This window comes from Rhizorhabdus argentea (assembly GCF_037861105.1).
GTDB classification, from domain to species: domain Bacteria; phylum Pseudomonadota; class Alphaproteobacteria; order Sphingomonadales; family Sphingomonadaceae; genus Rhizorhabdus; species Rhizorhabdus argentea.
This window is the reverse complement of record NZ_JBANFK010000014.1, coordinates 1-26,176: the sequence shown is the minus strand read 5'-3', so window position 1 is coordinate 26,176 and position 26,176 is coordinate 1. Positions and strand designations below refer to the sequence as shown.

General features: G+C 65.3%; 19 protein-coding genes and 1 pseudogene. 7 read left to right on the top strand and 13 right to left on the bottom strand.

All coding sequences use genetic code 11. The features are described from left to right. Positions 1-5: 5 nt before the first annotated feature. The 9 genes from AAC645_RS13470 to AAC645_RS13430 form a co-directional block, all read right to left on the bottom strand. On the bottom strand, positions 6-3,911 hold the full coding sequence (locus AAC645_RS13470) for a glycosyltransferase (RefSeq protein ID WP_340316722.1): 3,906 nt from the start codon (positions 3,909-3,911) through the stop codon (positions 6-8). Then, positions 3,908-5,086 carry a sulfotransferase family protein gene (locus AAC645_RS13465; RefSeq protein ID WP_340316720.1) on the bottom strand — a complete coding sequence of 393 codons (1,179 nt, stop codon included), beginning with the start codon at positions 5,084-5,086 and terminating at the stop codon, positions 3,908-3,910. Before AAC645_RS13465 ends, AAC645_RS13470 begins: the two co-directional genes overlap by 4 nt. A 57-nt stretch (positions 5,087-5,143) precedes the next feature. Continuing rightward, positions 5,144-6,217, bottom strand: coding sequence for a GSCFA domain-containing protein (locus tag AAC645_RS13460; protein WP_340316718.1), 1,074 nt, complete (start codon positions 6,215-6,217; stop codon positions 5,144-5,146). After that, the gene (locus tag AAC645_RS13455; RefSeq protein ID WP_340316716.1) at positions 6,214-6,954 is read right to left on the bottom strand and encodes a hypothetical protein; all 741 of its coding nucleotides are present in this window, start codon (positions 6,952-6,954) and stop codon (positions 6,214-6,216) included. Before AAC645_RS13455 ends, AAC645_RS13460 begins: the two co-directional genes overlap by 4 nt. Next, positions 6,951-9,104, bottom strand: coding sequence for a hypothetical protein (locus AAC645_RS13450; protein ID WP_340316714.1), 2,154 nt, complete (start codon positions 9,102-9,104; stop codon positions 6,951-6,953). The genes AAC645_RS13455 and AAC645_RS13450 overlap by 4 nt, the downstream gene beginning before the upstream one ends. A 365-nt stretch (positions 9,105-9,469) precedes the next feature. Then, positions 9,470-10,261, bottom strand: a complete 792-nt coding sequence (locus AAC645_RS13445; RefSeq protein ID WP_340316712.1) for an enoyl-CoA hydratase/isomerase family protein — start codon at positions 10,259-10,261, stop codon at positions 9,470-9,472. Continuing rightward, entirely contained in the window at positions 10,258-11,019 is a 762-nt protein-coding gene (locus AAC645_RS13440) for an SDR family NAD(P)-dependent oxidoreductase (protein WP_340316710.1), read from the bottom strand. The genes AAC645_RS13445 and AAC645_RS13440 overlap by 4 nt, the downstream gene beginning before the upstream one ends. A gap of 12 nt (positions 11,020-11,031) precedes the next feature. After that, the gene (locus AAC645_RS13435; RefSeq protein WP_340316708.1) at positions 11,032-12,216 is read right to left on the bottom strand and encodes an acetyl-CoA C-acyltransferase; all 1,185 of its coding nucleotides are present in this window, start codon (positions 12,214-12,216) and stop codon (positions 11,032-11,034) included. A gap of 5 nt (positions 12,217-12,221) precedes the next feature. Then, positions 12,222-13,355, bottom strand: a complete 1,134-nt coding sequence (locus AAC645_RS13430) for an acyl-CoA dehydrogenase family protein (protein ID WP_340316706.1) — start codon at positions 13,353-13,355, stop codon at positions 12,222-12,224. A gap of 74 nt (positions 13,356-13,429) precedes the next feature. Here AAC645_RS13430 and AAC645_RS13425 point away from each other — a divergent pair, with 74 nt between their 5' ends. Further along, a complete protein-coding gene (locus tag AAC645_RS13425; protein WP_340316804.1) occupies positions 13,430-14,065 on the top strand; it encodes a TetR/AcrR family transcriptional regulator in 636 nt (211 codons plus the stop codon). A 103-nt stretch (positions 14,066-14,168) separates the two neighbouring features. Next, complete coding sequence (locus AAC645_RS13420; RefSeq protein ID WP_340316705.1) at positions 14,169-14,894, top strand: SIMPL domain-containing protein; 726 nt, start codon at positions 14,169-14,171, stop codon at positions 14,892-14,894. Positions 14,895-14,950: 56 nt separating this feature from the next. On the opposite strand, the gene AAC645_RS13415 is transcribed toward AAC645_RS13420, so the two are convergent. Both AAC645_RS13415 and AAC645_RS13410 read right to left on the bottom strand, forming a co-directional pair. Continuing rightward, entirely contained in the window at positions 14,951-15,958 is a 1,008-nt protein-coding gene (locus tag AAC645_RS13415) for an inorganic phosphate transporter (protein ID WP_340316704.1), read from the bottom strand. Positions 15,959-15,960: 2 nt separating this feature from the next. Continuing rightward, on the bottom strand, positions 15,961-17,076 hold the full coding sequence (locus AAC645_RS13410; protein WP_340316803.1) for a DUF47 family protein: 1,116 nt from the start codon (positions 17,074-17,076) through the stop codon (positions 15,961-15,963). A gap of 319 nt (positions 17,077-17,395) precedes the next feature. On the opposite strand from AAC645_RS13410, the gene AAC645_RS13405 reads away from it, so the two are divergent. From AAC645_RS13405 to AAC645_RS13390, 4 genes are all read left to right on the top strand, one after another. Next, complete coding sequence (locus AAC645_RS13405; protein ID WP_340316703.1) at positions 17,396-17,740, top strand: UrcA family protein; 345 nt, start codon at positions 17,396-17,398, stop codon at positions 17,738-17,740. A 320-nt stretch (positions 17,741-18,060) separates the two neighbouring features. Then, positions 18,061-18,816 (top strand): trehalose-phosphatase, encoded by a 756-nt coding sequence (otsB, locus tag AAC645_RS13400; protein WP_340316701.1) that lies wholly within the window; start codon positions 18,061-18,063, stop codon positions 18,814-18,816. Continuing rightward, complete coding sequence (locus AAC645_RS13395; protein ID WP_340316700.1) at positions 18,813-20,609, top strand: glycoside hydrolase family 15 protein; 1,797 nt, start codon at positions 18,813-18,815, stop codon at positions 20,607-20,609. Before otsB ends, AAC645_RS13395 begins: the two co-directional genes overlap by 4 nt. Then, positions 20,606-21,994, top strand: a complete 1,389-nt coding sequence (locus tag AAC645_RS13390) for an alpha,alpha-trehalose-phosphate synthase (UDP-forming) (protein WP_340316698.1) — start codon at positions 20,606-20,608, stop codon at positions 21,992-21,994. Before AAC645_RS13395 ends, AAC645_RS13390 begins: the two co-directional genes overlap by 4 nt. Before the next feature lie 275 nt (positions 21,995-22,269). Here AAC645_RS13390 and AAC645_RS13385 read toward each other — a convergent pair whose 3' ends face one another. Next, entirely contained in the window at positions 22,270-23,352 is a 1,083-nt protein-coding gene (locus AAC645_RS13385) for a mechanosensitive ion channel family protein (RefSeq protein WP_340316696.1), read from the bottom strand. Positions 23,353-23,484: 132 nt separating this feature from the next. Continuing rightward, positions 23,485-24,397 (bottom strand): annotated as a pseudogene (locus tag AAC645_RS13380) (YifB family Mg chelatase-like AAA ATPase); the annotation flags it as partial. Between the two features lie 127 nt (positions 24,398-24,524). Between AAC645_RS13380 and mauJ the strand changes: the two are divergent. Beyond that, positions 24,525-25,880 (top strand): methylamine utilization protein MauJ, encoded by a 1,356-nt coding sequence (mauJ, locus tag AAC645_RS13375; RefSeq protein ID WP_340316695.1) that lies wholly within the window; start codon positions 24,525-24,527, stop codon positions 25,878-25,880. Positions 25,881-26,176 lie beyond the last annotated feature (296 nt).

Sequence of the window (26,176 nt, the reverse complement as noted above, 5' to 3'; positions counted from 1 at the left end):
GAGCGTCAGCTCCGCAGCGCCTCGAGCCGGTCGACCAAGGTCGAAGCGACCGACGCGACGTTACGCTTTTCCCAGACATGGGCCTGCGCGGCGACCGCGCGGCGCGCGGCTTCCTCGCGATCGTCCAGTACGGCGCGCAGTGCGTCGGGCCAGCCATCCGCACCCGCAAACAGTGCGTGCCGGCCGAGCAGCGGATCGGCGCGATAGGCGGGGCCGTCACTGAGCAGCGGGAGGATGGCGAGCGCAGCATAATCCAGAGCCTTAATGTCCGACTTGCAGCGATTGAACGCATTGTCGGCGAGCGGAGCCAGACCCAGGTCGAACGGCCCTTGCCCGCGCAGCCAGCGCACGAAGCGGGGATAGCTTACTGCCTCCGCCGGCGGCGCCAGCCGGTGCAGCCAGGGCGCGGGCGCAAGATCGGGATCGATGCCGATGACGGTCAGGTCGAAGGCGTCGCCACGCTCGGCATGGAGCGCGTCGAGCGCCGGACGGATCGCGGCGAAATCCGGGCCATGGGTGTGCGTGCCCATATAGACCATGCGGACTTTCTGTCCCGAGAAGGGCGCGGGCCGCTGATGCCGCCAGTCACGCCATAGCCGGGGATCGAGGGCATTGGCGACGATCGCGCTGCGCGGCGTCAGCCGCGCATAGGCCTCGGCAAGCTCGAGCGTGGAGAACCAGGTTTCCGCCGACGCCGCGATGACGCGATCAAGCGCGGCATTGAGCGGGCGGTACAGGCTGTGCTCGGGATGATCCGCACCGATCAACGTAAAGGCGTCGTCAACATCGGCGACAAGCGCCGCGCCGAGTTCGCCCAGCCGCCGCACCAGAGCGTCGACCGCGGCGACGGACGGCAATGCGGTACGCTGGACGATGCAGACATCGCAGTCGGGCACCGGATCCTCGGGTGCGCCCAGGGTCAGGCGCACGCGCCGCGCCACGCTCTCGTCGGTGAGCGGCGCGACCAGGCGGATATAGGCCGAGCTCTGCGGGCCGATCGCGCTGTGCCGGGCGATGACATGGACCCGGAGCCGATCGTCGAAGTCAGGCGCGGGCGGCGGAAAGGGCGACGGCAAGCCGAGGATCGCGAAGGCATCGCCGATGAAGCTGCGGGCGCGTGCATCGAAGCCATGTTCTTCATGGACATAGTCGGCAGCGAGCCGCGCCGCCTGTGCATTGCGCGGTCGGGCGAGCATGTCGTCGACCGCAGCCGCCAGTTCGGCCGGGCCGGAGACTTGCGCCACCGCATCCCCGAACACCGATACCATCGACGGCACCGGATCGGACACCACCCTGCCACCGCTGCCGACAGCATCGAACAGCCGGTTCGACAGCAGCCCGAAGGCCCGCATCGACGGCCAATGATCGTTCAGCACCACGCCCGCCGATGCGTAGAGCGCGCCGAGATCGCGGTTGTCGATATTCTTCGCCTGGACCAGTTCGGGGGGCACACGCCCTTCCCAGCCATCGCCGAAAATAACCGGCGGCCGGTCCGCCTCGATCGCCCAGCGGACGATCTCGCGATCGACCCCGCGCGAATTGCCGACGAACACGACATCCGACGAGCGCGCGCCATCGCGGGGATGGAAGCGCTCCGGATCGGTCGCCTGCAGCATCGCCGCGACCGGCGGCCGGACGATATGGGCGAGCAGTGCGGCGTGCGACTCCGACGCGGCATAGACCCGGCTGTAGCGGTCATATTCGTCGAAGCCGACCTGATCGGGATGGCTGATGTTCCACAGGAAAGCCATCTGCCCGGGCCGGGGTTCATAGCCGATCAGCCCGCGCAGCACGATCACCAGATCCTCACTGGCGATCGAATGACCATGCCAGGCGCCGCGGAAATCGATCCTGACCCGATGGCCGAGCCGCTCGATCGCCGCGGCCAGGCTCTCCGCGAAATGATAGTCGCCCCAGGCAGCCTTCTCGTCCTCGGGCGCGGCGATCTTGATGGCGACATTGAGCTTCAGTTGCGCCGCCAGCGCGTGCGCGTCGTGCCCCGTCGGGAGCCCCAGCGTGTGCTTGGCGCGGACCAGCGCCTGGAAGGCGGCCGGCTCGCTGACCGTGATCCGTCCCCGGTCGCTCTTGGCGTCGTGATATTCGCAGCCGACGAACGGGGCATAGCCGACCGGCCGGCCTTTGCCGAAGCGCAGGATCAGGTCCCAATCGACCATCCGCCGCAGGTTGCGGTCGAACATGCCCAACTGGTCGACCAGCGCCCTGCGGTGGCAGAAGGCGTTGAGGTCGACATAATTCTCCGCGAGGCAGGCTTCCCAGTCGAAGTCGTCGCCGCGATAACCGGTGAGCTGGTTGAGTTCGTCGCGCAGCGCGATTCCCGAATAGGCGGCATCGAGCCGCTGCGACGTCATGAACAGAGCCATGACGTCGAGGAACCAGCTCTTCCAGCTATTGTCGCTATCGAGATAGGCGACGATATCGCCGACCGCGGCTTCAAAGCCGAGGTTGCGTGCGGCGCTGACCCCGCCGTGCGGGCCCTTGATGACGCGCACGCGCGGATCGCTGGTGAAGGCGGCGGCGATCTCGGCGGTGCCGTCGGTCGATCCGTCGTCTACCACCAGCAGTTCGAAATACCGGTGGCTTTGCGCCAGCACGGAGCGGATGGCCGCGGCGATGCGATCGGCCCGGTTATAGGCAGGCATAACGACGCTGATCAGCCTTTCGTCGGCCTCGCGCCGCACCGCTTCGGGCAGGTTGGCCATCCCGCGCAGAAAGGCTTCTTCGCGGGCGATGTCGAAATGCCGGTAGAAGCGCCGCGGCCGCTCATCGGATGTCTCGTAGCGCGGACGGCTGACCGGGATCGCCACCCTGCCCTCGGCCGCGCCGACCTCCAGGAAATGCTGCAGGGGATCGCCTGCAACATCATCATAGCTCTTGCGATAGAAGACGCCGTCGAACAGCGGCCCGGTCGAGCGCCCCTCGGCCGCGCCATGATGGATATAATGGTGGAGCGGATGCATGCCCGCCGCATGCACGTCGGCGTGGATGCTGTTGTACCAGCTGCTGGAAAAATAGAGGTTGGGATCGAGCGCATCGGTCTCGCGGCCATGGCGGATATAGTCGATCAGCGGATTGTGCGTCGCGATCAGCGCCGACAGTTCGGCATCGGGCGGTCCGACGCCCAGCCCCGCCGCATCGACGAGGGTCTGGATCACCGGCTCGTGCGACGGCAGGCCCGGTGCCTGGATCAGTTCGATGTGGCCATTCTCGACCAGCCCGACCTTGCCCCCTAACGCGAGCGGCGCAAGTCCGAACAGTCGCTCGACCGCATGGCCGAGCGCGCCGTCCCGCTCCTGGCTCATCGTCCCTGCCTCGCCGAAATCGGCCAGACCCGCGACCTTTTCGAGCAGCGGGCGGCGTGCCCAGAAGAAGGTGCCGGCGAAGAACCCCCAGTCGGCGGGCGGATAGGCCGGTGCGAGCAGGCGCGGCGCCAGATCCGACAACAGTTCGGCGTTGCGAAACAGGTGGCTCGCCACCGACTTGTAGAGCGGCTTAGGCCCGAGCAGCGACAGATCGGGATGCTGAGCGAAGGTGGTGACGATGTGGTCGACCAGCGCCGACGACGCAATCATGCCGTCATAGGCGAGCTGGCGCCACTCGGGGGCATAGCCCGAGCCGCCCTTCTTAGTGTGCAGCTTGCCGATCAGGTCATAGCCGCGTGCGGCCAGCATCGGCAGCAATTCGAACAGCGGACCGATGTCCCAGCCGCGGTTGGCGACCGCCACCAGCTCCGGCTTGCGCGGCAGCCGGTCGAGCGCGGCCAGCACGCTCTCGTCCAGGACGACGCTATGGGTGACGAAGACATCGACCGCTGCGCCGAGCGTCGCGACGCGATCGATCAGCTCGACCGCGACCTCCGGGTAGAACAGGTGCAGGACCAGCGCCGTCTTCACAGTCCGCCTCCCGCGCCGAGCCGGCGGGCCATCTGCCGCGCGTAAAAGCCGGTGTCGAACAGCGGATGCGGATTATAGCCCCTGGGGGCGCCGGTCGTCAGATAATGCTCGATCGGGTCGAGGCCACTGCTCGCGGCATCGGGATAGCTGGCGAGATACCAGGCCTCGTCGAACAGGCCGCTACCTCGGATCATCGCCACCGCCTCTGCATGCGGCGGCGGCGGCGCGGGCATCGACTGCTGCGGCGGCACGACTGTCTGCGGCTCGGCAGGCGCGGCGGGGCTCTCCACTGTGCCGAGCCGGCGGTGGCGCAGCTCGTCATGGATAATGTCATCGGCAAGCCAGGGAACCGCATCCAGCCGGGCATAGGCCGCGTCGAGCGTCGCTCGGGCCGCGTCATCGTCATGGTCGAGCAGCGCATCAAGCCCTTGCCGCGCCGCCTCGATGATTCCGGCAAGGGGCTGTTCCAGGCTAGCCGTCGCGTCGCCATGATGGCGCAGCGCCGGATCGAGGAAGCCATTGATCGCCTCCGCCGTTTCGCCTTCCGGCATGTCTCCGCCTGTCAGCGGCAGTAGCCGGCGGGCGGCGTCGCGCCAGTCGCCGAGCATCGCGTCGAACTCTATCACCGCGCGCATGAGCCCGCGGCTGGCCCGTTCGGCCTCCATCATGTGCCGCAGCCACAGCAGGTGGGCGAAAGCCGAGGTGGTGCCGTCGCGGCTGGCGATCGACCGGGCTACCGCATGTGGGCTGCGCAGCATCAAGACCGTACGCGCGGCGACACCATGCTCGGCCAGCGTCTCGACCATGGTCGGCACGAACCGGCACTGGCGCGGATCCTTGATCGCCATCAGCGGCGCATCGCCGAATGCGGCCGTCACCGCCTCCCAGATCCGGTCCTTGCGAGAGCGCAGCGCCGAAGCATCAAGCCGCGACAGATCGAGCGCACGCGGATCGAACCAGCTCGACCGCGCGACCCGCAGGAGCTGATCGTCGGCCTTCACCATGGCCTCCGATTCCCAATAGCCGCGTGCATTGTCGGCATGCGCATCGATTGCATCGGCAGGCAGCGCGGCGCCCAGATAGCCGATCAGCCGGGCGAGTGCCGAAGTTCCGCTGCGATGCATGCCGAGCACCAGGATCGCCGTGCGCGCTTGGCTGTTGTCGGGCCGCCCCAATCTCGTCTCCGTTGCCGTCGCGGCGACGGTTAGCGGCTATGGCCGGACCGGGGAAGACTATTCGTCAGGTGCGTCGAGCATCGCTTCATCGCACATGACCTCGACCCAACGCCTGGCTGCAGAAATAGTCAGATCCGGCGTTTCTTCGCGCGCAGCCGCCGGTGCCGGTCCCTCAATCCCCGCCGCGTGGCGCAGGAATACCGACATCACATGCGCCACGCCTTCCTCGGTCACGTTGCGCAGGTCCTCGGCGAAATAGCGGGCGCCCGCCGGCGCGCTGGTGATGATCTCGTATGACGGAAAATAGAAGACGTTCGGATGATCCTCGGCGATCTCCTGGGCCGCCGCGCGGAGCACCGACTTGGAGTAGGTGGTTGCCGCAAGCACATGATTGCCGCTGGCGGTCGCCGCGAGCGGCACCGGCGAGACGGTGAGGATGACGCGTGCGCCCGGATTGACGCCGCGCAACCGCGAGAGGAAGGCGCCGAGGTCGGCGACGACTTCGCTGGTCCGGAAATTGTGGAAGCGGTGCAGGCTGGCGTCGAACACCCCGCCCGAGACGCCCGGGCACAACGGGAACACGGCGCCGTCGATCGTCGACACCCAGCCTTCGGTCAGGCCTAGTGTGAACACGAAGATGTCGAGCGTCTCGAACATTTCCCGGACGCGGGACAGATGATGGGCGCGGTCGGCGCGCAACTCGGCTTCGCTCGCAAAACCGCCCGGCTCGATGTTCGGGCGGAACGGGTCGACGACGCCTCTGCCCCCTGGAGCAGGCCAGATGTCCTCGGCGGGGGTGAAGACGCCATAAGCCCGGTCGAACAGCTGGAGCAGTTGCCGCGCGGTGTAGATATTGCCGTAGCGCGCGCTGTACAGGCCATATCCGTGGCGCTCCCCGACATGCGGCGGCACGATCGGATGCGCGCTCTCGGTGACGAGGAAATCGAAGCCGCTCCGCTTCAAATGGCGGGCGATGTTCTGCGCGAAGCAGCTTCCCGCGGTGGCGACCTTGTCCTCGCGGGCGAGGCTGAGGAAGGCGCCGGCGACGGGATCCATCGCCGGGCCCTTGCCGGCCACCGAGCGGCGCCAGAACGCGGTCGCCGGCATGTCGCGATAGGGATGGGTCGTCACATTGCCTCCAATGCGCGGATCACGGCTTCGCCATAGGCGGCATTGCCATGGGTCGCATCGCCGGCAAGATGCGGCAGCAGGAAGCCGTTGTCGTCCTGGGTCTCGATCGGCACCGGCAGGAAGCCCAGCCCCAGTTCGGCGCAATAGCCGGCAATGATGCGGGAATGGAGCCGCCAGATCTTGTAGCGCAGTTGCGGCGAAGCGACGCCCAGCGCCGCGATGCCGTTATCCCTGAAATAGGCATCGGCCTGCGCGGCGATGATGGCGTTGTCCGCCAGCGGCGGGGGCGATTCAAGCTGGATCGCGGCGCCGGCAATCCGCCTTATCTGGCGCAGCCGGGCGCGATCACGGCTAAGCCCGTTTTCCAGGGCAGCGCGGAGTAGCGCCTCGGAGAGCGGCTCGGCGTCGGGATCGAGCGGCGGTCCCTCCTCGCCCGACAGCAGAAAGTCATAGGGCCGGGGATGACGGATAAGCGCGAAGCCATTGTGGACGTTGCCGCCGCTGGCGGATGCGACCAAGGGATTGTGCCGGGCGATCTGATCGCCGATCGCCTCCACCAGCGCGGGAACGAAAATGGCCGCGTCGCCTTCTCCCAACAGTTCGGGGGCATATTGCGGTTCCATCGTATGAATCACGCGGGTCCGCAGCCGATCGGGATCCGCCTCGCGCCGCGCTTTCGCCGCCGCTCTTATTGCCGCGATATGGCTCTGGCCGATGACGAGGATGGCCCGGTTCATGGCGCTACGGTGGCCCGGCCGATGACCTGATCGCTATCGAACGGCATGATCGCGATCTCGACCGCCGACGCACCGGCGGCGGCTGCACGTAGCCTTTCGCGCGGCACCGCCAGCGAGAATCCATGCCGCCCGTCACCGAAACCGTGCGGCACCAGATCGGGCCGATCATGATCGGCGACCGTTACGCCGAGCGATTCCTTCCCCAGCCGCGCCTCGATCGCGAGCTGAGCTGCGGGAAAGGCGCGGGCATGCGCCCAGCCGTCGAAGATCACGGCCTCGCCTTCGGTGCGCACCCCATCGAGGCAGCCATCAACCGCCGGCCGCGGAAACGTCGATATTCGAGGCGCGACGACCGGACCGCCGACCTTCACCGGCTCGACCATCGCGCTCTCCTGGAATATCGCCACCACCAGGCCAAGCATGCTGATCCCGTCGAAATAGTCCAGCCGCCGATTGCGCAGCCGGTCGAGCACGGCGTCGCGATCGATCGATCGCCATAGCGCCAGATCGTCTTGCGCCTCGATCGTCGCGGCAAGTGCGGCACGGATTGCCGGATTGTGGTTGAGCGAGAATTGCCAGTTGCCGAACACCGGCGGCGAGCCGGCAGCCGGCAGGACGGGATCGGTCTGCGGCGCTTGCGGGCCCAGCCGCGGATCCCAGCGCTGCAGCGCAAAGGGCAGTGCCAGCAATTCCGGGGCGCAACGCTCGATGATCCGGTAATGGAGCAACTCGATCTTGCGTTCCTCCGGCGTCAGCCGGAAGGCGAGCCGCAGCAGTGCCGGCGCGCCGAGCGGCACCACCGGCTGGCGTTCGAACGATTTGATCGCCCGGATCGCGCCGAGCCAGTTCGGTATGCGATTGCGATAGTAGAACAGGTCGGGAAGATCCCCCTCCCGCGCGCCGGCGCCAAGCGCCTGATCCATCTGCACCGCAAGCTGCGCGGTAAGCGCCTCGCAAGCCTCTGGCCGCAGTACACCCATCGGATCGAACGGCGCCTGAAGCCGCACCATCGCGAGCGGATCGAGCCCTGCCGCCGGCAGCGATTTTTTTGAATAGGCCTTGAGCACTTCGCCCATATGGCCGGTGATCAGCGTCTCGGCGGCGATCCGCTCGCCAAGGATCAGGTCCCAGCCGCCGACCATGCCATCGGTCTGCCAGGTCTGCGCCATCAGCTTGTGGAAGAAGCGCTCGACCGTCCAGTGTGCTGGCTCGTCGCTGCCATGCGGCGGCTCGCGCCGATGGGGAAGGCCTAGCGCCGCGGCGATGCCGGCGCCGGCAATCACGTCGGGGTGCCCCGCATAGCCGCGGGTGAACAGCCGCAACCGATCCTTGAGACCCGCCGCCAGGCACAGGCCGAGGATGACGCGGCTGTCCTTGCCGCCCGTAATCGGCAGATCGATCGGCCCGTCGGTAGCGATGCCGAGCTGGATCGCCGCCTTGGCTTGACCGATCCCCTCGGCGAGCAGGGCGTCGAGCGCCGGTGACCAGCCTCGCTCGGCCTCGAAGTCGACAATCGAAGTCGCAAACGGCCGGCTGGCCATACCGTCCGGGCCAAAGCTCAGCACATGCTCCTGCGCGAGCTGCGTCACCGCACGATAGGCGGTGGCGGTGCCGACGCGATAGCCGATGGCGGCGAGCCATGTCAGGCTCGACGGATCGACCGTTCGGTCGCCGAGCACGACCGCCGCCAGCCCGGCGCGATTGGCCAGCACCGGCCTTTCGGCCGGGCCATGGAATAGCTGATGAAGGCCCGCCTGATCGGAAAATGCGGTGAGCGTCCCGTCCGCATGCAGCCGTGCGACGACATATTCGCCGGCAAGGTCGTCAGGCCATGGCGCAGCGGGATGATCGAGCAGCTGCGCCACCGCCGCGGCGTCGAGCAGGACCGGGCGTCCCGAAACGATACGCCAGATCAAGCCATGGATGACGCACATGCCGTGGCCGGGCTGCTGCCATAACTGCTGAGCGGCCGAGTAGAAGTGCGTGCGGGTGGCGAAGGCTGCGAAATCCCAGCAGCCGGAAGCTGTTTCGACCCTGCCCCGGACAGTCGATTCGGGAACGATATGAACTTCGCGCAACAGCAGCGGATGAAGATCATCGGCGGTACGCTCGCTCGCCACCGGTTCCCGCCAGAAGACAAATGAGGCCATCGCCAATGCCTTAGCAGCGGGGTTGCAGCCAGGCGAGCGGCGACCCGCAAATTCGCCTGTTCCCAGAATCGAATAACCCGGCTGTTAGGCCGGGTTATTCTCTGGAGGATTCTGACTAATGACCTTCTTGGTTTAGCCCTTCGCCCCGACAAAGCAAGCCGAAAGCGCAGAAGGCGACAAACTTTCGTCACGCCGCGAAAAGTTGCCGGGCCGGTTTTATCCGATCCGGATGAATACTGACGTCGACCGCGCGAACTGAACGACGATGCTAGGCGTCCATGACAAAAGGTGTCACGATTCTATGGAAATACAATGCGTTACATATGGCGGCGGCGTTGCTGGCGACAGTCAGCGGGTCTTGACCATCATCTGATATTCGTAAAATCGGGTTTGCGCCTGGCGAGGAAGGCCGCGACGCCCTCGCGGCCTTCGGGACCGGCGATATTGGCCGCGATGCCGCGCGCCTCGAACTCCATCTGGGCTTCCAGACCATTGTCGAATGCGGCAAGCAGCAGCGCGCGCGACGTACCGATCGAGCGGGTGGCCGATCGTGCGAGGCTGGCGGCGACGCCCGCCCCCTCCTCGGCCAGCGCCTGATCGTCGACGACGCGGGTGATCATGCCGATGGCCTCGGCTTCTTCGGCGTCGATCCGGCGATTGGAGATGATGATTTCCTGCGCCTTGCGCAGCCCTACCAGGCGCGGGAGCAGCCAGGTCAGCCCGCCGTCGGGGCTGACCCCAAGCGCCCCATAAGCTGCCGAGAACTTTGCAGATCGCGCCGCAAGGACGATGTCACCACATAGCGACAGTCCGAGGCCACCGCCGGCGGCGGGCCCGTTGACCAGCACGACCAGAGGCTTGTTCATCCGGGCGAAGCGCGACATCGCCATGTGCAGCGTGCCCGCCAATTCGCTGATCACGGCGCTGACCTTGTCGCCCGACGACGCCATCACCGAGATATCGCCTCCGGCGCAGAACATGCGGCCCGCGCCCGTGAGGACGACACAACGGATCGCGGCATCGCTATCGCACTGGATAGCAGCCTCGAGCAGCGCGCGGCCGAGCGGGAGGTCGATCGCATTGCCGGCATCGGGCCGGTTCAGCGTGACCTTCGCGATCGCGCCGTCGCGCTCGAACAGGATGGGGCTGTCGCTCATCGCGGCGCCATCCGGATCGCGCCGTCCAGCCGGATCACGTCGCCGTTGAGCATCGGATTGCGGAGGATGCTTTCGACGAGCTGAGCATATTCGGCCGGATTGCCAAGCCGGCTCGGATGCGGCACCTGCTGACCGAGCGAGTCCTGCGCCGCTTGCGGAAGGCCCTTCATCATCGGGGTCATGAAGATGCCCGGTGCGATCGTCATCACGCGGATGCGATGCTGGGCGAGGTCTCGCGCGGCGCACAGCGTGAGGCCCACGACCCCGGCCTTGGAGGCGGCATAGGCGGCCTGGCCGATCTGGCCGTCAAAGGCGGCAACCGAAGCGGTGTTGACGATCACGCCACGCTCCTCACCGATCGGTTCGGCCGCGATCAGCCGCGCCGCGAACTTCGACAAGACGTTGAACGTGCCGATGAGGTTGATGTCCACGACCTTGCGGAAATGGTCGAGCGCGTGGGGAGTCCCGTCCTTGCCGACGATGCGCGCCGGCGGCGCGATTCCAGCGCAATTGACGAGGATGCGGGCGACGCCATGTTCTTGTTCGGCTTCGGCCAACCCAGCGGCGACGCTGTCGTCGTCAGCCACGTCGACCGATACATAGAGCCCGCCGATCTCGGCAGCGGTCTCCGCACCGACCTGCGCGTTGACATCGAAGATCGCGACCTTCGCGCCATTGGCTGCGAGCAGGCGCGCAGTCTCTCCGCCGAGTCCCGATGCGCCGCCGGTAACGACGGCGGCGATTCCGTTGAGATCCATATCCTCTGCCCCTCAGACGATTTCGACTGCGAAGGCGGTAGCCTCGCCGCCGCCTATGCACAGGCTTGCAACGCCGCGCTTGAGTCCCCGATTTTCGAGCGCGCCCAGTAAGGTGGCAATCACCCGCGCGCCGCTCGCGCCGATCGGATGACCGAGCGCGCAGGCCCCTCCATTGACGTTCAGCTTCTCGGCTGGGATGCCAAGATCCCTGGCGGCGATCATTGCCACCACTGCGAACGCCTCGTTCACCTCGAACAGGTCGACATCGCCGACATCCCAGCCGGCCTTCGCGAGCACCTTGCGGATCGCGGGGACCGGGGCGGTGGTGAACAACCCCGGCTCATGCGCATGCGCCGCATGGGATACGACCCTCGCCACAACGGGCAGGCCCAGCCTTTCGGCCACGCTCGCGCGGGTCATCACCAGCGCGGCGGCACCATCGGAGATCGACGAGGCATTGGCGGCGGTGATCGTGCCGTCCTTGGCAAAGGCGGGCTTCAGCGTCGGGATCTTGTCGGGACGGGCCTTGCCGGGCTGCTCGTCGCGCTCGACCGTGACGGTGCCGCCGCGCGTCTCCATGGTCACGGGCACGATCTCGCGGTCGAAGGCGCCGCTGTCGATCGCCGCGTTGGCGCGGCTCAGTGACCGGATCGCATAGTCGTCCTGTGCCTCGCGGGTGAGCTGGTACTCGCGCGCCGAATCCTCGGCGAAGTTGCCCATCAGCTTGCCCGGCGTGTAGGCGTCCTCGAGCCCGTCCAGATACATCGAGTCCTTGACGACATCATGGCCGATGCGCGCGCCGCCACGATGCTTGGCGAGCAGGTAGGGCGCGTTGGACATGCTCTCCATGCCGCCCGCGACGATGATGTCGGCGCTGCCGGCGGCGAGCGCGTCATGCGCCATGATCGCAGCCTGCATGCCCGATCCGCACATCTTGTTGACGGTGGTGGCCTCGACCGCGGTCGGCAGGCCCGCGCCGATCGCCGCCTGCCGGGCGGGCGCCTGGCCGAGGCCGGCCGGCAAGACGCAGCCCATGTAGATCTGCTCGATCTGGCTGGTGTCGACACCGGCGCGCTCGACCGCGGCCTTCACGGCTGTCGCGCCAAGCTGGGTTGCCGAGGCGCCCGCAAGTGCGCCCTGGAAGCCGCCCATCGGGGTCCGGGCATAAGAGGCGATGACGACGGGATCGTTATTCATGATGTTTATCCTCGAAGCGCGCGGGCGATCACCATCCGCTGGATGTCGGATGTGCCCTCGTAGATTTGGCAAACGCGGACGTCGCGGTAGATCTTGGCCAGGCCATATTCTTCCAGATAGCCATAGCCGCCGAGCGTTTGAATGGCGCCTGAAACGATGGCTTCGGCCGCCTCCGACGCGAACAGCTTGGCCATCGACGCTTCCGTCAGGCAAGGAAGCTCGGCATCCTTGCAGCTGGCGGCATGCAGGACGAGTTGGCGCGCCGCCTCCAAGCGGGTGGCGAGGTCAGCCAGGCGAAAGCCAACCGCCTGATGCTCGATAATGGGCTTGCCGAAACTCTTGCGGTCGCGGGCGTAGTCGATTGCGATTTCCATCGCCGCCTGCGCCATGCCCACGGATTGCGCAGCGATGCCGATCCGCCCCGCCTCGAGATTGGCAAGCGCGATGTTGAGCCCGCGTCCCTCCGGGCCGAACAGCAGCGCATCCTCGACGAACAGATCGTCGAAGCGGATTGCGCAGGTGTCCGAGGCGGCCTGGCCCAGCTTGTGTTCTATCTTGTCGATCGAAAAGCCTGGTCTGTCGGTGGGCACAAGGAAGGCGGAGATGCCCTTCTTGCCCGCGTCCGGATTGGTCACTGCGAACACCATGACCAGCCCGGCAATGCTCCCGGAGCTGATGAACTGCTTGGCGCCGTTAAGCTTCCAGCCGCCGTCCGTGCGCGTGGCCCGGGTTCGCAAGGCGGCGGCGTCCGATCCCGCATCGGTCTCGGTCAGGGCGAAGGCGCCAATCATCCGGCCAGCGATGAGATCGGGGAGGAAGCGGGCCTGCTGATCCTCGGTCCCTTCCTTGAGCAGCCCGCCGACCAGCAGGCTGTTCTGGATCGATATGATCGTGGAGAGCGCGCCGTCGGCGGCGGCCACCTCGATCAGCGAAAGCGCATAGGAGACATAGTCGGCGCCGGCACCGCCAACCGATTCGGGAGCGACCATGCCCATCAGACCCAGGCCCGCGATCTCCTCGAACAGCCCGTCCGGATAGCCCTTGGCCGCCTCGAACGCCTGACTGCGCGGACGAATCTGCTCCTGCGCGAAATCGCGCACAACCTCCCGGATCGCAGACTGGGTCTCGGTGAGAATCATAAAACCTGACGGAATGTTATTTACTCGTGAGTATATTGATTGCCGATGGGTTTTATGTCAATCCTCGCCGTACAATGGACGAGACCGATCAGCGTGAAGTTTCGGCGTCGCCCTTCCGGACGCGCGAGCAGAAGGCCGAGCAGCGCGAGGTAAAGAAGCTCGCGCTGCTCGTCGCCGCAGTGCGCATGTTCAACGAGCGCGGCTTCCACGCCACGCTACTGGACGACGTGGCAACCAGCCTCGGCATCACCAAGCCCACTATCTACCATTATCTGGGCAACAAGGAGCAGGTGCTACTCGAATGCATCGCGTTGGGCATCGAGCAGTTCAACGAGGCGATCACCGAAGCGCGCACCCTGCCTGGTACCGGACTCGACAGACTGCGCCATTTCCTGCGCGCCTATGCGCGGATCAACATGGATGATTTCGGCCGTTGCGTGATCCGCACCGGCGTCGAGCCGCTCTCACCCGCTGGCGCCAGGAGCTTACGCGACCGTAAGCACTATATCGACGCCGCGCTGCGCGGTTTCATCGAGGAGGGGATGGCCGATGGCTCGATCGCGCTGAGCGATCCCAAGCTGCTGGCCTTCACGCTGGCGGGTGCACTTAACTGGCCGGCGCGCTGGCATAGCCCCGGCGGCGACCTGAGTGCCGAGGATATTGCGAGGCAAATGGTGGATATATTGACGGCGGGCTTGGCGCCGCGCTGACAATAGCTGTCGATTTGGATCAATCGCGCGTCCTCCAAGGGAAGTTGGCGTTGCACCTGCTGCCGGCTGACCTATCCTGTAGGTGGTAATATGGAGGGCGGGAATGAGGGGATTGGGCACTGCGCTTTTGGCCGTGATGGTGGCGGTTGGCATCAGCCAGTCACTGGCGGCCCAAACGGTGATGCCGACTCCCTTGGCCAGCGGCGAAGTCCTGCTTCAGATAGTGGCGCATGGCTCCAACCGTAGTCCGGCAGACTTCGTCCTGATGACTGTCCCTATTTGGGTATCGGCCGACGATGCGACGGCGGCACGGATGTCCAATCAAGCCAAGATTGATCGTCTCAAAAAACTTTTGGTGGCGAGTGGCGTCGACGCTGCCGACCTGACGTTGGTAAAGCCTGGTGCGGCTCGAATGGGTTTCATCGGCAACGAGCAACTCGCGGGCGGCGAGGGTGCACCGCTGTCCATGGTGCAACGACTCCAGCAGAAAACTGCCTATTCGGCTCTGCAAATCAAGTTGTCAGATGTCTCGAAGCTCTCGCGCGTAACCGATATCCTTGATGCGGAAAATGAAGCGATGGTCGCAGATCCTGTTCTTCGCCTTAAGGATGATCGGGGGGCCAAGAGAGCCGCCATCGCGGACGCGGCGACTCGCGCACGTTTCGACGCAGACAATTATGCGGCGGCGTTCGGCCTTCGCGTCATCCGGATCGCCAGGATCAGCGACCAAGCCAGTAACGTTCCCGAAACGAACTATGCGGCGATGATGCAAATGATGACTGATGCACGGCCCCCCCCCGACCTCATCAGAAGTGGTGACCGACGCTGATATATCGGTTGATTTCGTGCTCGGCTCGCGCTGATCGATTACCGGCATACAGTGGGTCAGCCCACCAGCCCAACCAACCAGTAGAACATCGCTGCAATCGCGGCTGCGGCAGGGAGAGTGATTACCCAGGCGATCACGATGCTGCCGGCGACGTTCCACCGCACCGCCGACAGCCGCCGCGAGGCGCCGACGCCGACGATGGCGCCGGTGATGGTGTGGGTGGTCGACACCGGTACGCCGAGCCATGTCGCGGCGAATAGCGTGATCGCGCCGCCGGTTTCGGCGCAGAAGCCCTGTGCCGGGGTCAGCCGGGTGATCTTCGATCCCATGGTGTGGACGATCCGCCAGCCGCCGAGCAGCGTGCCCAGGCCCATCGCTGACTGGCAGGTGATCACCACCCAGAAGGGCACGTGGAATTCCCCGCCGAGCATGTGCTGCGAATAGAGCAGGACGGCGATGATCCCCATCGTCTTCTGCGCGTCATTGCCGCCATGCCCCAGCGAGTAGAGCGATGCCGACACCAGCTGCATCCGGCGAAAGCGCTTGTCCGCGGTGGTGGGGGTGACTCGGACGAACGCCCAACTGGTGATCAGCACCAGCAGCAGGGCGAGAAGCAGGCCGATGGTCGGCGACAGGATGATCGCGAAGCTGGTCTTGAGCGCACCGGACCAGACCACCGCCGACAGGCCGGCCTTCGCGGTTCCTGCGCCGATCAGGCCACCGATCAGGGCGTGGCTCGACGAGGAGGGAATGCCGAGCAGCCATGTGATCACATTCCAGCTGATTGCGCCCATCAAGGCGCCGAAGATCACCTGCGCATCGACGATGTCAGCGTTGACGATGCCCTTGCCTACGGTCTCGGCGACGTGAAGCCCGAAGAAGAGGAAGGCGATGAAATTGAAGAAAGCGGCCCAGGCAACCGCATAATGCGGTTTGAGCACACGCGTCGACACGACCGTCGCGATCGAGTTGGCGGCATCGTGCAGACCGTTGAGGAAGTCGAACGCCAGCGCGATGCCGATCAGCCCGACCAGCAGCGGGAAGGAGAGGAGAGCGCCTTCCATCGTCAGGCGTGATCGAGCACGAGGCCCTGGATCTCGTTGGCGACATCCTCGAACCGGTCGGTGATCTTCTCGAGGTGGCTATAGACCTCGCGGCCGATGATGAACGCCATCGGGGATGTGTCGCCCGTGGCCTTGAACAGCGTCTTGAGACCCGAATCGTGGATCTCGTCGGCGTGGCCCTCGAGCTTAACGATCCGTTCGGTAAGGCTGTGGAGCCGCGCCGCGTTGCGGCCGACGTCGCGCAGCAGCGGCATTGCGTCCGCGGTGATCCGCGCCGCCTCGACGATGATCCCCGCCATGTCGCGCATCTGCGGCTCGAACGTCTTGAGTTCGTACAGGGTGATGGCCTTGGCCGTCTGGTTCATCTGGTCGATCGCGTCGTCCATCGCGCCGATGAGGCTGGTGATCGCGGTGCGGTCGAACGGCGTGATCAGCGTCTTGCGGACATCGACCAGAACGTCGCGGATGATGTCGTCGGCATCGTTTTCGCGATCGAAGATCTCCTGGCAGTGGAGCGGCATGTCGGCGCCGCCCTGCAGCAGCCGGCCGAGCGCGTCCGCAGCGGTGACGGTCAGCGCTGCATGCGCCTCGAACTGTTCGAAGAAGCTGCCTTGCTTGGGCAGCAATGCCTGGAACCAGCGCACTATGGTGAACCTCTCTGCTGTGTGACGGCGGGTCGCCGTTACAAATCTCTCGGCGAGCCCGGGATTCCACACCGGCGGGTGGAAGGTCGACAATATTTCCTTCAGCTCGGGCTCGTCGACGGCGGCAGCGGCGTCGGCCGGCGCCAACCAACGCAGCTCGCGCTCGTCCTGCTCCGGCCACTCGTCGAGCTGGGTCGTCACCGAAAATGGAAAAATGTCGACGGTTGCCGGTCGGGACGTACCGTTCTTGCGGGTCTTGCCATAAGTGTAGGTGCCGATCGCGAAGGGACAGGCGATGCCTACCAGGCCGGCCTCTTCATAGGCTTCGTGGCTCGCCGCCTCATGGCTTTTGAGGCCCTTGATCCGGTTACCCTTGGGCAGCACCCAGCGTCGCGTGTCCCGCGACGTGATCAGCAGCACCTCGATCTGGCCTGCTGGGTTGGTGCGGTAGGGCAAGACGGCAATCTGGCGAATGATCTGATCCCCGGTTCGATCGCTTCACCTACAAATGTGACGATCCTGTTGCAATCGCCTTGGACGATTCGAAATTTCCTGTCCTCCACTGGCATGTGGCTGGTCGTTCCCGTCGTTCGTCGACTTCCGCGATGCGTTTGTCGGCGCCGATGCGCCTTGGTGGAGGCTTTGGCGCGGTCGGTCGAAGCGCGAATGCGCGGCGGGGCTGCCCGGCCTATCCCACTTTCAACGGCAGACCACCCGATTGCCGGACCGCCGCCACACAGATCCACCGGATGAAGGTCGCCACCCAGATCCGGAACGCAACAGGAGACATGACATGACCCGTTCGACCGCCTTTTTCGCCGCCCTCGCCGCCGCGACCGCTGCCATCACCTCTTTCCCGGCCCAGGCTGCGGAAATGATCAATACCAACGCCGAAGTCCGCTATGGCGATCTCGATCTCGCCAGCCCGGCCGGCGCTCAGGCCCTCAGGGCCCGCGTTGTCCGCGCCGCCAAGCGGGTCTGCTCGATCGATGGCGACAGGTCGCTCAAGGCGCTGTCCCGGTCCCAGAGCTGCACCAGGGTCGCAATCGCCCGCGCTATGCCCCAGGTGGAGCTGGCGCTGGCTAACGCCGGCACCCAAATTGCCGAGAACAGCCGCATGAACGTCGCGGCGCACTGATCGTCCCCCGCCTCCCGGGGTCCCCCCAAGCCCTATCCCCGGGAGGCACCCACCCTTGGAGATACACGCGGCCGGACTGGCAATTTCCTCCGCGTGGGACGCACCCCCGGGTTCCCTTGCCCGGGGGTGCTTTCGTTTTTTTGTCGCTGCCCTCGCGCATCTCTCGAACGCTCCGAACGTGCGTCGGCGACTTTTACGGAGCATGCGCCGACGGAACAGAACAACGGCTCCACGCGTCCTCTGCCAGGCTTGACCCCGGATTCCCGCGGAAGAGCTGTGCTATGAGCTGACTCCGTCCTTCACCGCCGCGAGGAAATTGCATGTCGACCCGGCCCAGCCAACCGGTGCTCGCGCCCCCGCCGGGGATACAGCCTGCGAGCCACAGCCTGTTCGTAGATTTCGATGGAACGCTGGTGCCGCTTGTCGACCGGCCGGACCTGGTCCGCGCCGACTCCGAGTTGATCGAGCTGCTGGAGGCGCTCCACCGGCGTTTCCCGGGCCGGCTGGCGCTGATCAGCGGTCGCTCACTTGAGCAGCTCGACCGGATGATCGGGCCGATCACCCAGACCATCGCCGTCGCCGGTAGCCACGGCGCGGAGGTGCGTCACGATGGCCGGTTGGTCCAGCCGCCGCGGCCCGCCGGTCTCGACGCCGCCATTGCCGAGGTGCGATCCTATGGCGCCGGCCATCCCGAGATGATCATCGAGGAAAAGAGCCATGGCGTCGCGATGCACTATCGGGTTGCCCCGATCCTCGAGGAGCCGATCAAGCGGGTGGCTTATAAGATCGCGGAGCGAACCGGCCTCGAGGTCCAGCCGGGCAAGATGATGGTCGAGCTGCGCGGCCCCGGCTGGGACAAGGGCGGGGCCGTCGATGCGCTGCTGGCCGGATCACCGATGGCCGGAACGCTGCCGGTGGTGATTGGCGACGACCTTACCGACGAACCCGCGATGCGCGTCGCCGGCGAAAAGGGCGGTTTCGGCGTTCTTGTCGGCGCCAGGCGGGAAACCGCCGCCCTTTATGGCCTCGGCGATGTCGGCGCGGTCCGCCACTGGCTGTGGGACATGGCGGCATGACCGCGACGCTCGACCTCTGGCCGATCGGCAATTGCCAAGTGTCGGCGCTGGTCGACCGGGCCGGCCGCTTCGTCTGGGCGTGCGTTCCCCGCGTCGATGGCGACCCAGCCTTCTGCTCGTTGCTCGACGACAATCCGCCATCGGCCGAAGGCGCGCGCGGCTTCTGGGAGATCGACCTGGAGGACTGCGCGGAAACCCGGCAGGAATATCTGCGCAACACCGCGGTTCTCGTCACCCGCCACAGCGACGCCGCCGGCAATGCGATCGAGGTGACCGATTTCTGCCCGCGCAACTTTCGTCATGGCCGCATGTATCGCCCGGTCGCCTTCGCTCGAATCGTGCGGCCAATCGCGGGCAGCCCGCGTATCCGCGTGCGGCTGCGACCTGCCCATCATTGGGGTGCCGCCGATCCGGTGACGACGCAGGGATCGAATCACATCCGCTACGAACTGAGCGACACGACCCTGCGGCTGACAACCTCGGCCCCGCTGGGATGGATGGCGACCGAGCGGCTGTTCAGGGTGGAACGCCCGCTGCACTTCTTCCTCGGCCCGGACGAAAGCTTCATCGGCGATATCGGCGACACCCTCGACACGATGCTCGAACATACCGCTGCGGAGTGGCGCAGATGGGTCCGCGCGCTGGCGACACCGGTCGAGTGGCAGGAAGCGGTTATCCGGTCAGCGATCACCCTGAAGCTGTGCCAGCATGAGGAGACCGGCGCGATCGTCGCCGCGCTCACCACCTCAATTCCCGAGCATGCGGGGTCCGAACGGAATTGGGACTATCGCTACTGCTGGATCCGCGACGCCTATTACACGGTGCAGGCACTCAATCGGCTCGGCGCGCTCGACGTGCTCGAATCCTATCTCGAATATCTGCGTAACATCGTCGACAACGCCAAGGGCGGCCATATCCAGCCGCTGTACGGCGTGGGCGGCGAGGCGATACTGACCGAGCGCACCGCGCCGGAACTCGCCGGCTATCGCGGCATGGGGCCGGTGCGGGTCGGCAACCAGGCCTATGAGCAGGTCCAGCATGACGCCTATGGCCAGATCATCCTGTCCAACGCGCAAGCCTTCTTCGACCGGAGGCTCTATCGCATGGCGGGGACGGAGGATTTCCGCGCGCTCGAACGGGTCGGCGAACATGCCTGGAAGGTGCATGACAAGCCGGATGCCGGCCTGTGGGAGCTGCGCACCAAAAGCCATGTCCACACCTATTCGGTCGCGATGTGCTGGGCAGCGTGCGACCGGTTGGCCAACGCCGCCGCCGCCTTGGGCCTTTCCGAACGCGAGCTCTTCTGGCGGGACCGCGCCGACCATATCCGCGCGCGGATCGAAAGCGCCGCGTGGCGCGAGGACACGCAGCGCATCTCGGCGACCTTCGGCGGCGACGATCTCGACGCCAGCCTGATCCAGCTGCTCGACCTGAGATTTGTGAAACCCGGCGACGAACGCTTCCAGGGCACACTGCGGGCAGTGGAGGATGGACTGCGGCGCGGATCGCATATGCTGCGCTATGCGACTGAAGACGACTTCGGTCTGCCGCATACCGCTTTCAATGTCTGCACCTTCTGGCTGATCGAGGCATTGTGGCTGACAGGCCGAACCGATGATGCACGCGAGTTGTTCGAAGAGATGCTGTCGCGGCGGACCCCGGCGGGGCTGCTGTCGGAGGACATCGACCCTGCTACGGGCGAACTATGGGGTAATTATCCGCAAACCTATTCTCTGGTCGGCATGATCAACTGCGCGACCCTGCTCAGCAAACCGTGGAGTTCGGTGCGATGAGCAGGCTGATCATCGTTTCCAACCGCGTCCAGCCGCCGAGCGGCGAAGGGGGCGGCAACCAGGGCGGCCTCGCCGTCGCCCTGTCGGCGGCGTTGCGCGAATCGAGCGGGATCTGGTTCGGCTGGTCAGGCGACATCACCGAACAGTTCACCGGCCATATCAATCTGCAGCGCAACTACGGCGTCACCACCGCGACGATCGACCTCGAGGAGCAGGATGTCGACGAATATTATAACGGCTATGCCAACCGCACGCTGTGGCCGCTGTTCCACTACCGGATGGATCTGGCCGAGTTCGAGAGCGGGTTCGCCGAGGGCTATGAGCGGGTCAACCAGCGCTTCGCCGAGACGCTCGAACCCCTGATCGAGCGCGACGACCTCGTCTGGATTCATGACTACCACATGTTCCCGCTCGGCCAATATCTGCGCGATCGCGGCATTGCGAACCGGATCGGCTTCTTTCTGCACATCCCGTGGCCGCCCTATCGGCTGCTGCTGTCGCTGCCCAATCACCGCCAGCTGGTCGAGACGTTGTTCGCCTATGACGTGGTGGGGTTCCAGACCCAGGATTCGCTGACCAGTTTCCACGACTATGTGACCCAGGAGATGGGCGGCACTATCGCCGGGGACGGCCGGGTGACGGTGGACGACCGATCGATACTGGCGATCGCCTGCCCGATCGGAATCGACACCGAGAACTTCGTCGGGGCGTCGCAGTCCGCCCCCGCCCGCTACGCCTATTACCGGATGCGCCAGAGCAGTTCGGGCCGCGACATGATCATCGGCGTCGACCGGTTGGACTATTCCAAGGGCCTGGAAGAGCGCTTCCTCGGATATGAGCGGCTGTTGCAGGGCGAGGAAAAGCTGCACGGCGAGGTATTCCTGCTCCAGATCGCCCCGCCGTCGCGCGGCGACGTGCAGAGCTATCGGGAAATCCGCGCCTCGCTCGACGCGCTGTCGGGCCGGATCAACGGCGCCTATGCCGATGTCGAGTGGGTGCCGATCCGCTACGTCAACCGCGGCTATCCGCGCGATCGGCTCGCGGGCATCTACCGCGCCGCCAAGGTCGGGCTGGTGACGCCGCTGCGCGACGGCATGAACCTGGTGGCCAAGGAATATATCGCCGCGCAGGATCCGGAAGATCCCGGCGTGCTGATCCTGTCCCGCTTCGCCGGCGCGGCCGAGCAGCTCACCGAGGCGCTGCTGATCAATCCCTATAGCCCCGAGGAGATCGCCGACGCGATCAAGCTGGCGCTCGACATGCCGCTCGAAGAACGCAAGGCGCGATGGCGCGCCTGCATGGACAATATCGAGGCTGAAGACGTGATCTGGTGGCGTCGGCGCTTCACCGATGCACTGGAGTCGGTGAAGCAGTCGGTGGCGTGAGGGGCGGCTAATCGCCTTGGGATATTTAGGTAATGCCCACTTTGTGCAACAAAATTACAGAGCAAGCAAGAGCATCGCACTGCCGAAGATGATCCAGAAAATCCCGACAAACCAGAACCATCCACTGCTCTCATCTCTCTTGATGATCCTACCGCGCGTGGGCATTTTCCCGGTAGAAAACCCCCAGGCGGCAATTCCCCAAAAAGACAGTCCGAACACGATCATCAATAGCAACACTTTAGAAAATCCCCGTTCCGAAATCCCCGTTTTTTCGTCTACTCCGCCGCCTTCCCCACCTGAAGCTGCCGGCGCCGCGGCAAGGCTTCGGGCATTTCGTCCGCAATGAAGGCTATCAGCGCCTCTCTGACATCGCAGCGCAGATCGAAGGCGAGCGAGGCGTCGCGTGCGGTGACCAGCACACGCAGTTCGATCGTCTCTTCCTTCATGTCGGTGACCTGGAGATTCCAGAAGCGCCGGTCCCAGCGCGGGTTGGCGGCGACGGCCTCCCCGGCCTTGGCGCGGATGCGCGGCACGTCTGCGGCGGGATCGAGATAGAGGAAGATCGAGCCCGTCAGCTCGGAGTTGCTGCGCGTCCAGTTCTGGAAGCTCTGCTCGAGGAATTTGGTAACCGGCACGATCAGGCGCCGGTCGTCCCATATCCGCACCACGACATAGGTGAGGCGGATCTCCTCGATCCGACCCCACTCGCCCTCCATGATAATGACATCATCGATGCGGATCGGCTCGCTGAACGCCAGCTGGATTCCGGCAATCAGGTTCTTCAGCGCCGGCTGCGCGGCGGCGCCCACGGCCAGCCCAGCGAGGCCGGCCGATGCGATCAGCGTCACCCCCACGCTGCGCACCCCCGGGATGCTGAGCAGCATCATGCAGGCGGTCAGGAATATCACCGTGAACACCGCAATCCGCGTCAGGATCGCAACCCGCGTCCGCCGCCGCCGCGCGCGTAGATTGTCGGCGATGCTGATGTCGTGACGGATCGCGACCACGTCGCCGAGCGCCTGGATCAAGGCGATCGCCAGCCAGCCGATCATGCCGGGCACGACGAACCCTGCCACCTGCCGCCACAGCAGCCGCGCCCAGGGCGCAAGGGTCAGCCCGCGCTGGATCATCGCCAGCGCGATGGCGACGAGGATCCAGCGCATCGGACCGGCGACCCGTGCAATGACCACATCGTCGCTCCTGCTCCGCGTCCGCGCCGACAGGCGATGGAGCAGGCCCAGCGCAACCCGGTGGATCGCCAGCGCCGCCACGATGGCGAGCAGGACGGTGGCGCTAGCCTGGGCCGCATCGGCAAGCGCCGGCGGAAGCCGGAGGACATCGACCAGAAATGAGCGCATGCCCCCGCAACGTGAGCGGGTGGGAGGGGGTTCCCGTCGTGGCTGCGGTGAGCCGCGAGCGGAGCGGCAGGGCGGCAGCGGGGGCGGACCGGCGGTTGGCGTCAGCTGCTCTCGGCGGCCTTCACGGAGGGATCAGCTTACCGCCGCACGCCGCCGATAGCTCAGCGCCTCGGCGATGTGGACGCGCCCGACGCCCTCAGCACCGGCCAGATCCGCGATCGTCCGGCTCACCCGCAACACTCGGTGATAGCCGCGCCGACAGCCGCATCGCCTCCGCCGCCTGGGCGAGCAGCTTGCGGCCGGGCTCGTCAGGGGTCGCGACGGTGTCGAGCAGTTCGCCGTCCGCCTCGGCGTTGGTGCGGGCGCCATGGCCGGTGAAGCGCGCCGTCTGGATTGCGCGGGCGGCGGCGACGCGGGCGGCGACTTCGGCCGAGCCTTCGGCGGGCGGCGGCAGCACGAGACCGGCGGCGCTCACCGCGGCGACCTCGACGTGCAGGTCGATGCGATCGAGCAGCGGACCGGACAGCTTCGCCTGGTAATCGGTTGCGCAGCGCGGCGCGCGCGAGCAGGCTAGCGCGGCGTCGCCGAGATGGCCGCAGCGGCAGGGATTCATCGCCGCGATCAGCTGGACGCGGGCGGGAAAGGTGACATGGGCGTTGGCCCGGGCAACCGACACCTTGCCGGTCTCGAGCGGCTGGCGCAGCGAATCGAGCACCGCGCGCTGGAATTCCGGCATCTCGTCGAGGAACAGCACGCCGAGGTGCGCAAGGCTTACCTCGCCGGGACGAACGCGCAGACCGCCGCCGATCAGCGCGGCCATCGACGCCGAATGATGCGGGCTGCGAAACGGACGGGCGCGGATCAGTCGCCCGTCCTGCAGTTCGCCTGCGACCGAAGCGACCATCGACACTTCCAGCGCTTCGGCGGGGGTGAGTTCCGGCAATATGCCGGGGAGGCACGCCGCCATCAGCGACTTGCCCGCACCGGGAGGTCCGCTCATCAGCAGATTATGACCTATTACAACCAACGCCCGCTCACCTCGCTGCGCAAGTCCCGACCTGCTGCTTCGGTGAAGTGGCCCGTCGTCGATTGCAATCTGATGGCAGAGGTCGCTCCAACGCCGTAATGTTCGCAAGGGGGGCCGATGGCCCGCATTTTTTGAGGCGCGATTTATGCTCGGTCTGGAGATGCCAGAGAGAGGGGACATCCTCAAAGGTGATCTGCTCATTAACGGTGAATGGCTTGTTGCCAACATTGAGACCGGGGGCATCAGTTGGCCCGTTAAGGTGGAGAAGCTGGAATATCGCGGGGTTGTGTTCTGGGTCTTGCCGGTGACGCGTGAGACCTTTCCGGCCATCGCGCTCCGGCTTGAGGGGCTGTCGCGGGAGGATGGGCAAAGGCTGCTCATGCGGCTTTTAAGTGCAATCTCGTGGGTGAAGCGCGGCGGTATAATGATTGATGGTATCACGGGCGGCAATCTCCCCCGCCCGATGGGCCGCGACAAATCAAGGGGCTTCATCATCGCCGCAGAGTTGGAAGTGCCCTACCTACCAGAGCCTGATGATGAGCGCGCGCTGCTAGCTTTGGCGCTCTTGAGGGAGGCCCGTGGCCTCAATCATCCGGCATATTCGTTCCTCTCATATTACCGAGTGATCGAGGTTGCAGTGCCGCCGAAGAGCCGGAAAGCATGGATAGCAGCTCACTTGGGCAAAATCGGCGACAGTTGGGGTAAACAGGCGGTCGAAAGACTGCGCGCCACCGGAATATCAGACATTGGCGACCACATCTACAAATCGCGCAGGCAAGCCATTGCCCACGCGACTAGCCAGCCGATCATTGATCCCGATGACTATTCTGTCAGTCGCCAACTTGCCGCCGAGCTGCCCATCATGCTTGGGCTGGCTGAACTCGCGATTGAATATGAGCTCGGCGTTCAGAGTGGGCGTACAGTGTGGAAAGAACATCTTTATGAATTGGCCGGGTTTCGCTCGATCTTGGGCAAGGAGGTGATTGAAGCCATTGTTAATGACCTGCCCCCACGCGAGGGAATTACCGTTGATGTTCCACGGGTAGATGTAGAGCTGAAAGGCCGAGAGCCCTATGCCCCATTGATCGGCATGCGCCCTGTGGAGATTGGACAGGCTGAGGGGAGCTGCGTCATCGCTTTTCAGTCGGCCGATGGTCTCGTGCAGATTGCGTTCGAGTTGGACTTTAGGGAAGAGCGGCTGCGCTTTGATTGGCAAGGGATCGCGGTCGCGGACGATAAATCTCCCAAAGCTGCTGGTAATGCGGCCGAGATGAACCGCTTCCTCAACGACTATTTGGGCAACGGACGACTATACATTTATGATGCCGAGACCCGCATTCTCATTTCGAGAGTGGACGGCTTCCTTCCTAATTTCAGGCCCAACCCAGATGCATTCAATGCCCAGATTGACCATTGGATGGAGGAGGCTCAGAAGCGAGGGGCTAGCGGTGGGCATGCTGCGAGCGGGGAGAGGCAGGCCGCACCCGACCCGGAGCATTGAACGGCTTTGGACCGAATGAGCGCGCTGCTTTCGCTCGTCGCGACATTGCAACCCCGACGTTGAACGCATCGTACTTGGTGGGCTTGGCAGGAAAGCCAACCACAATCGGCAGAGCCCAGAAAACAAGGCCTTTATAAAGTCACAGGAACCGGGTTCAGTACCAGTCTCAGTACCATTTCCGGTCAGAAACTAATAGAACCGGAATGACCGAGATGGGGTGGATTGTGTTGAAGAAGTCGGCTCGTGGCAGGATCGGACGTTGCTCGCGGATCAGGCGATCGGGTCGCTGCCGGCTC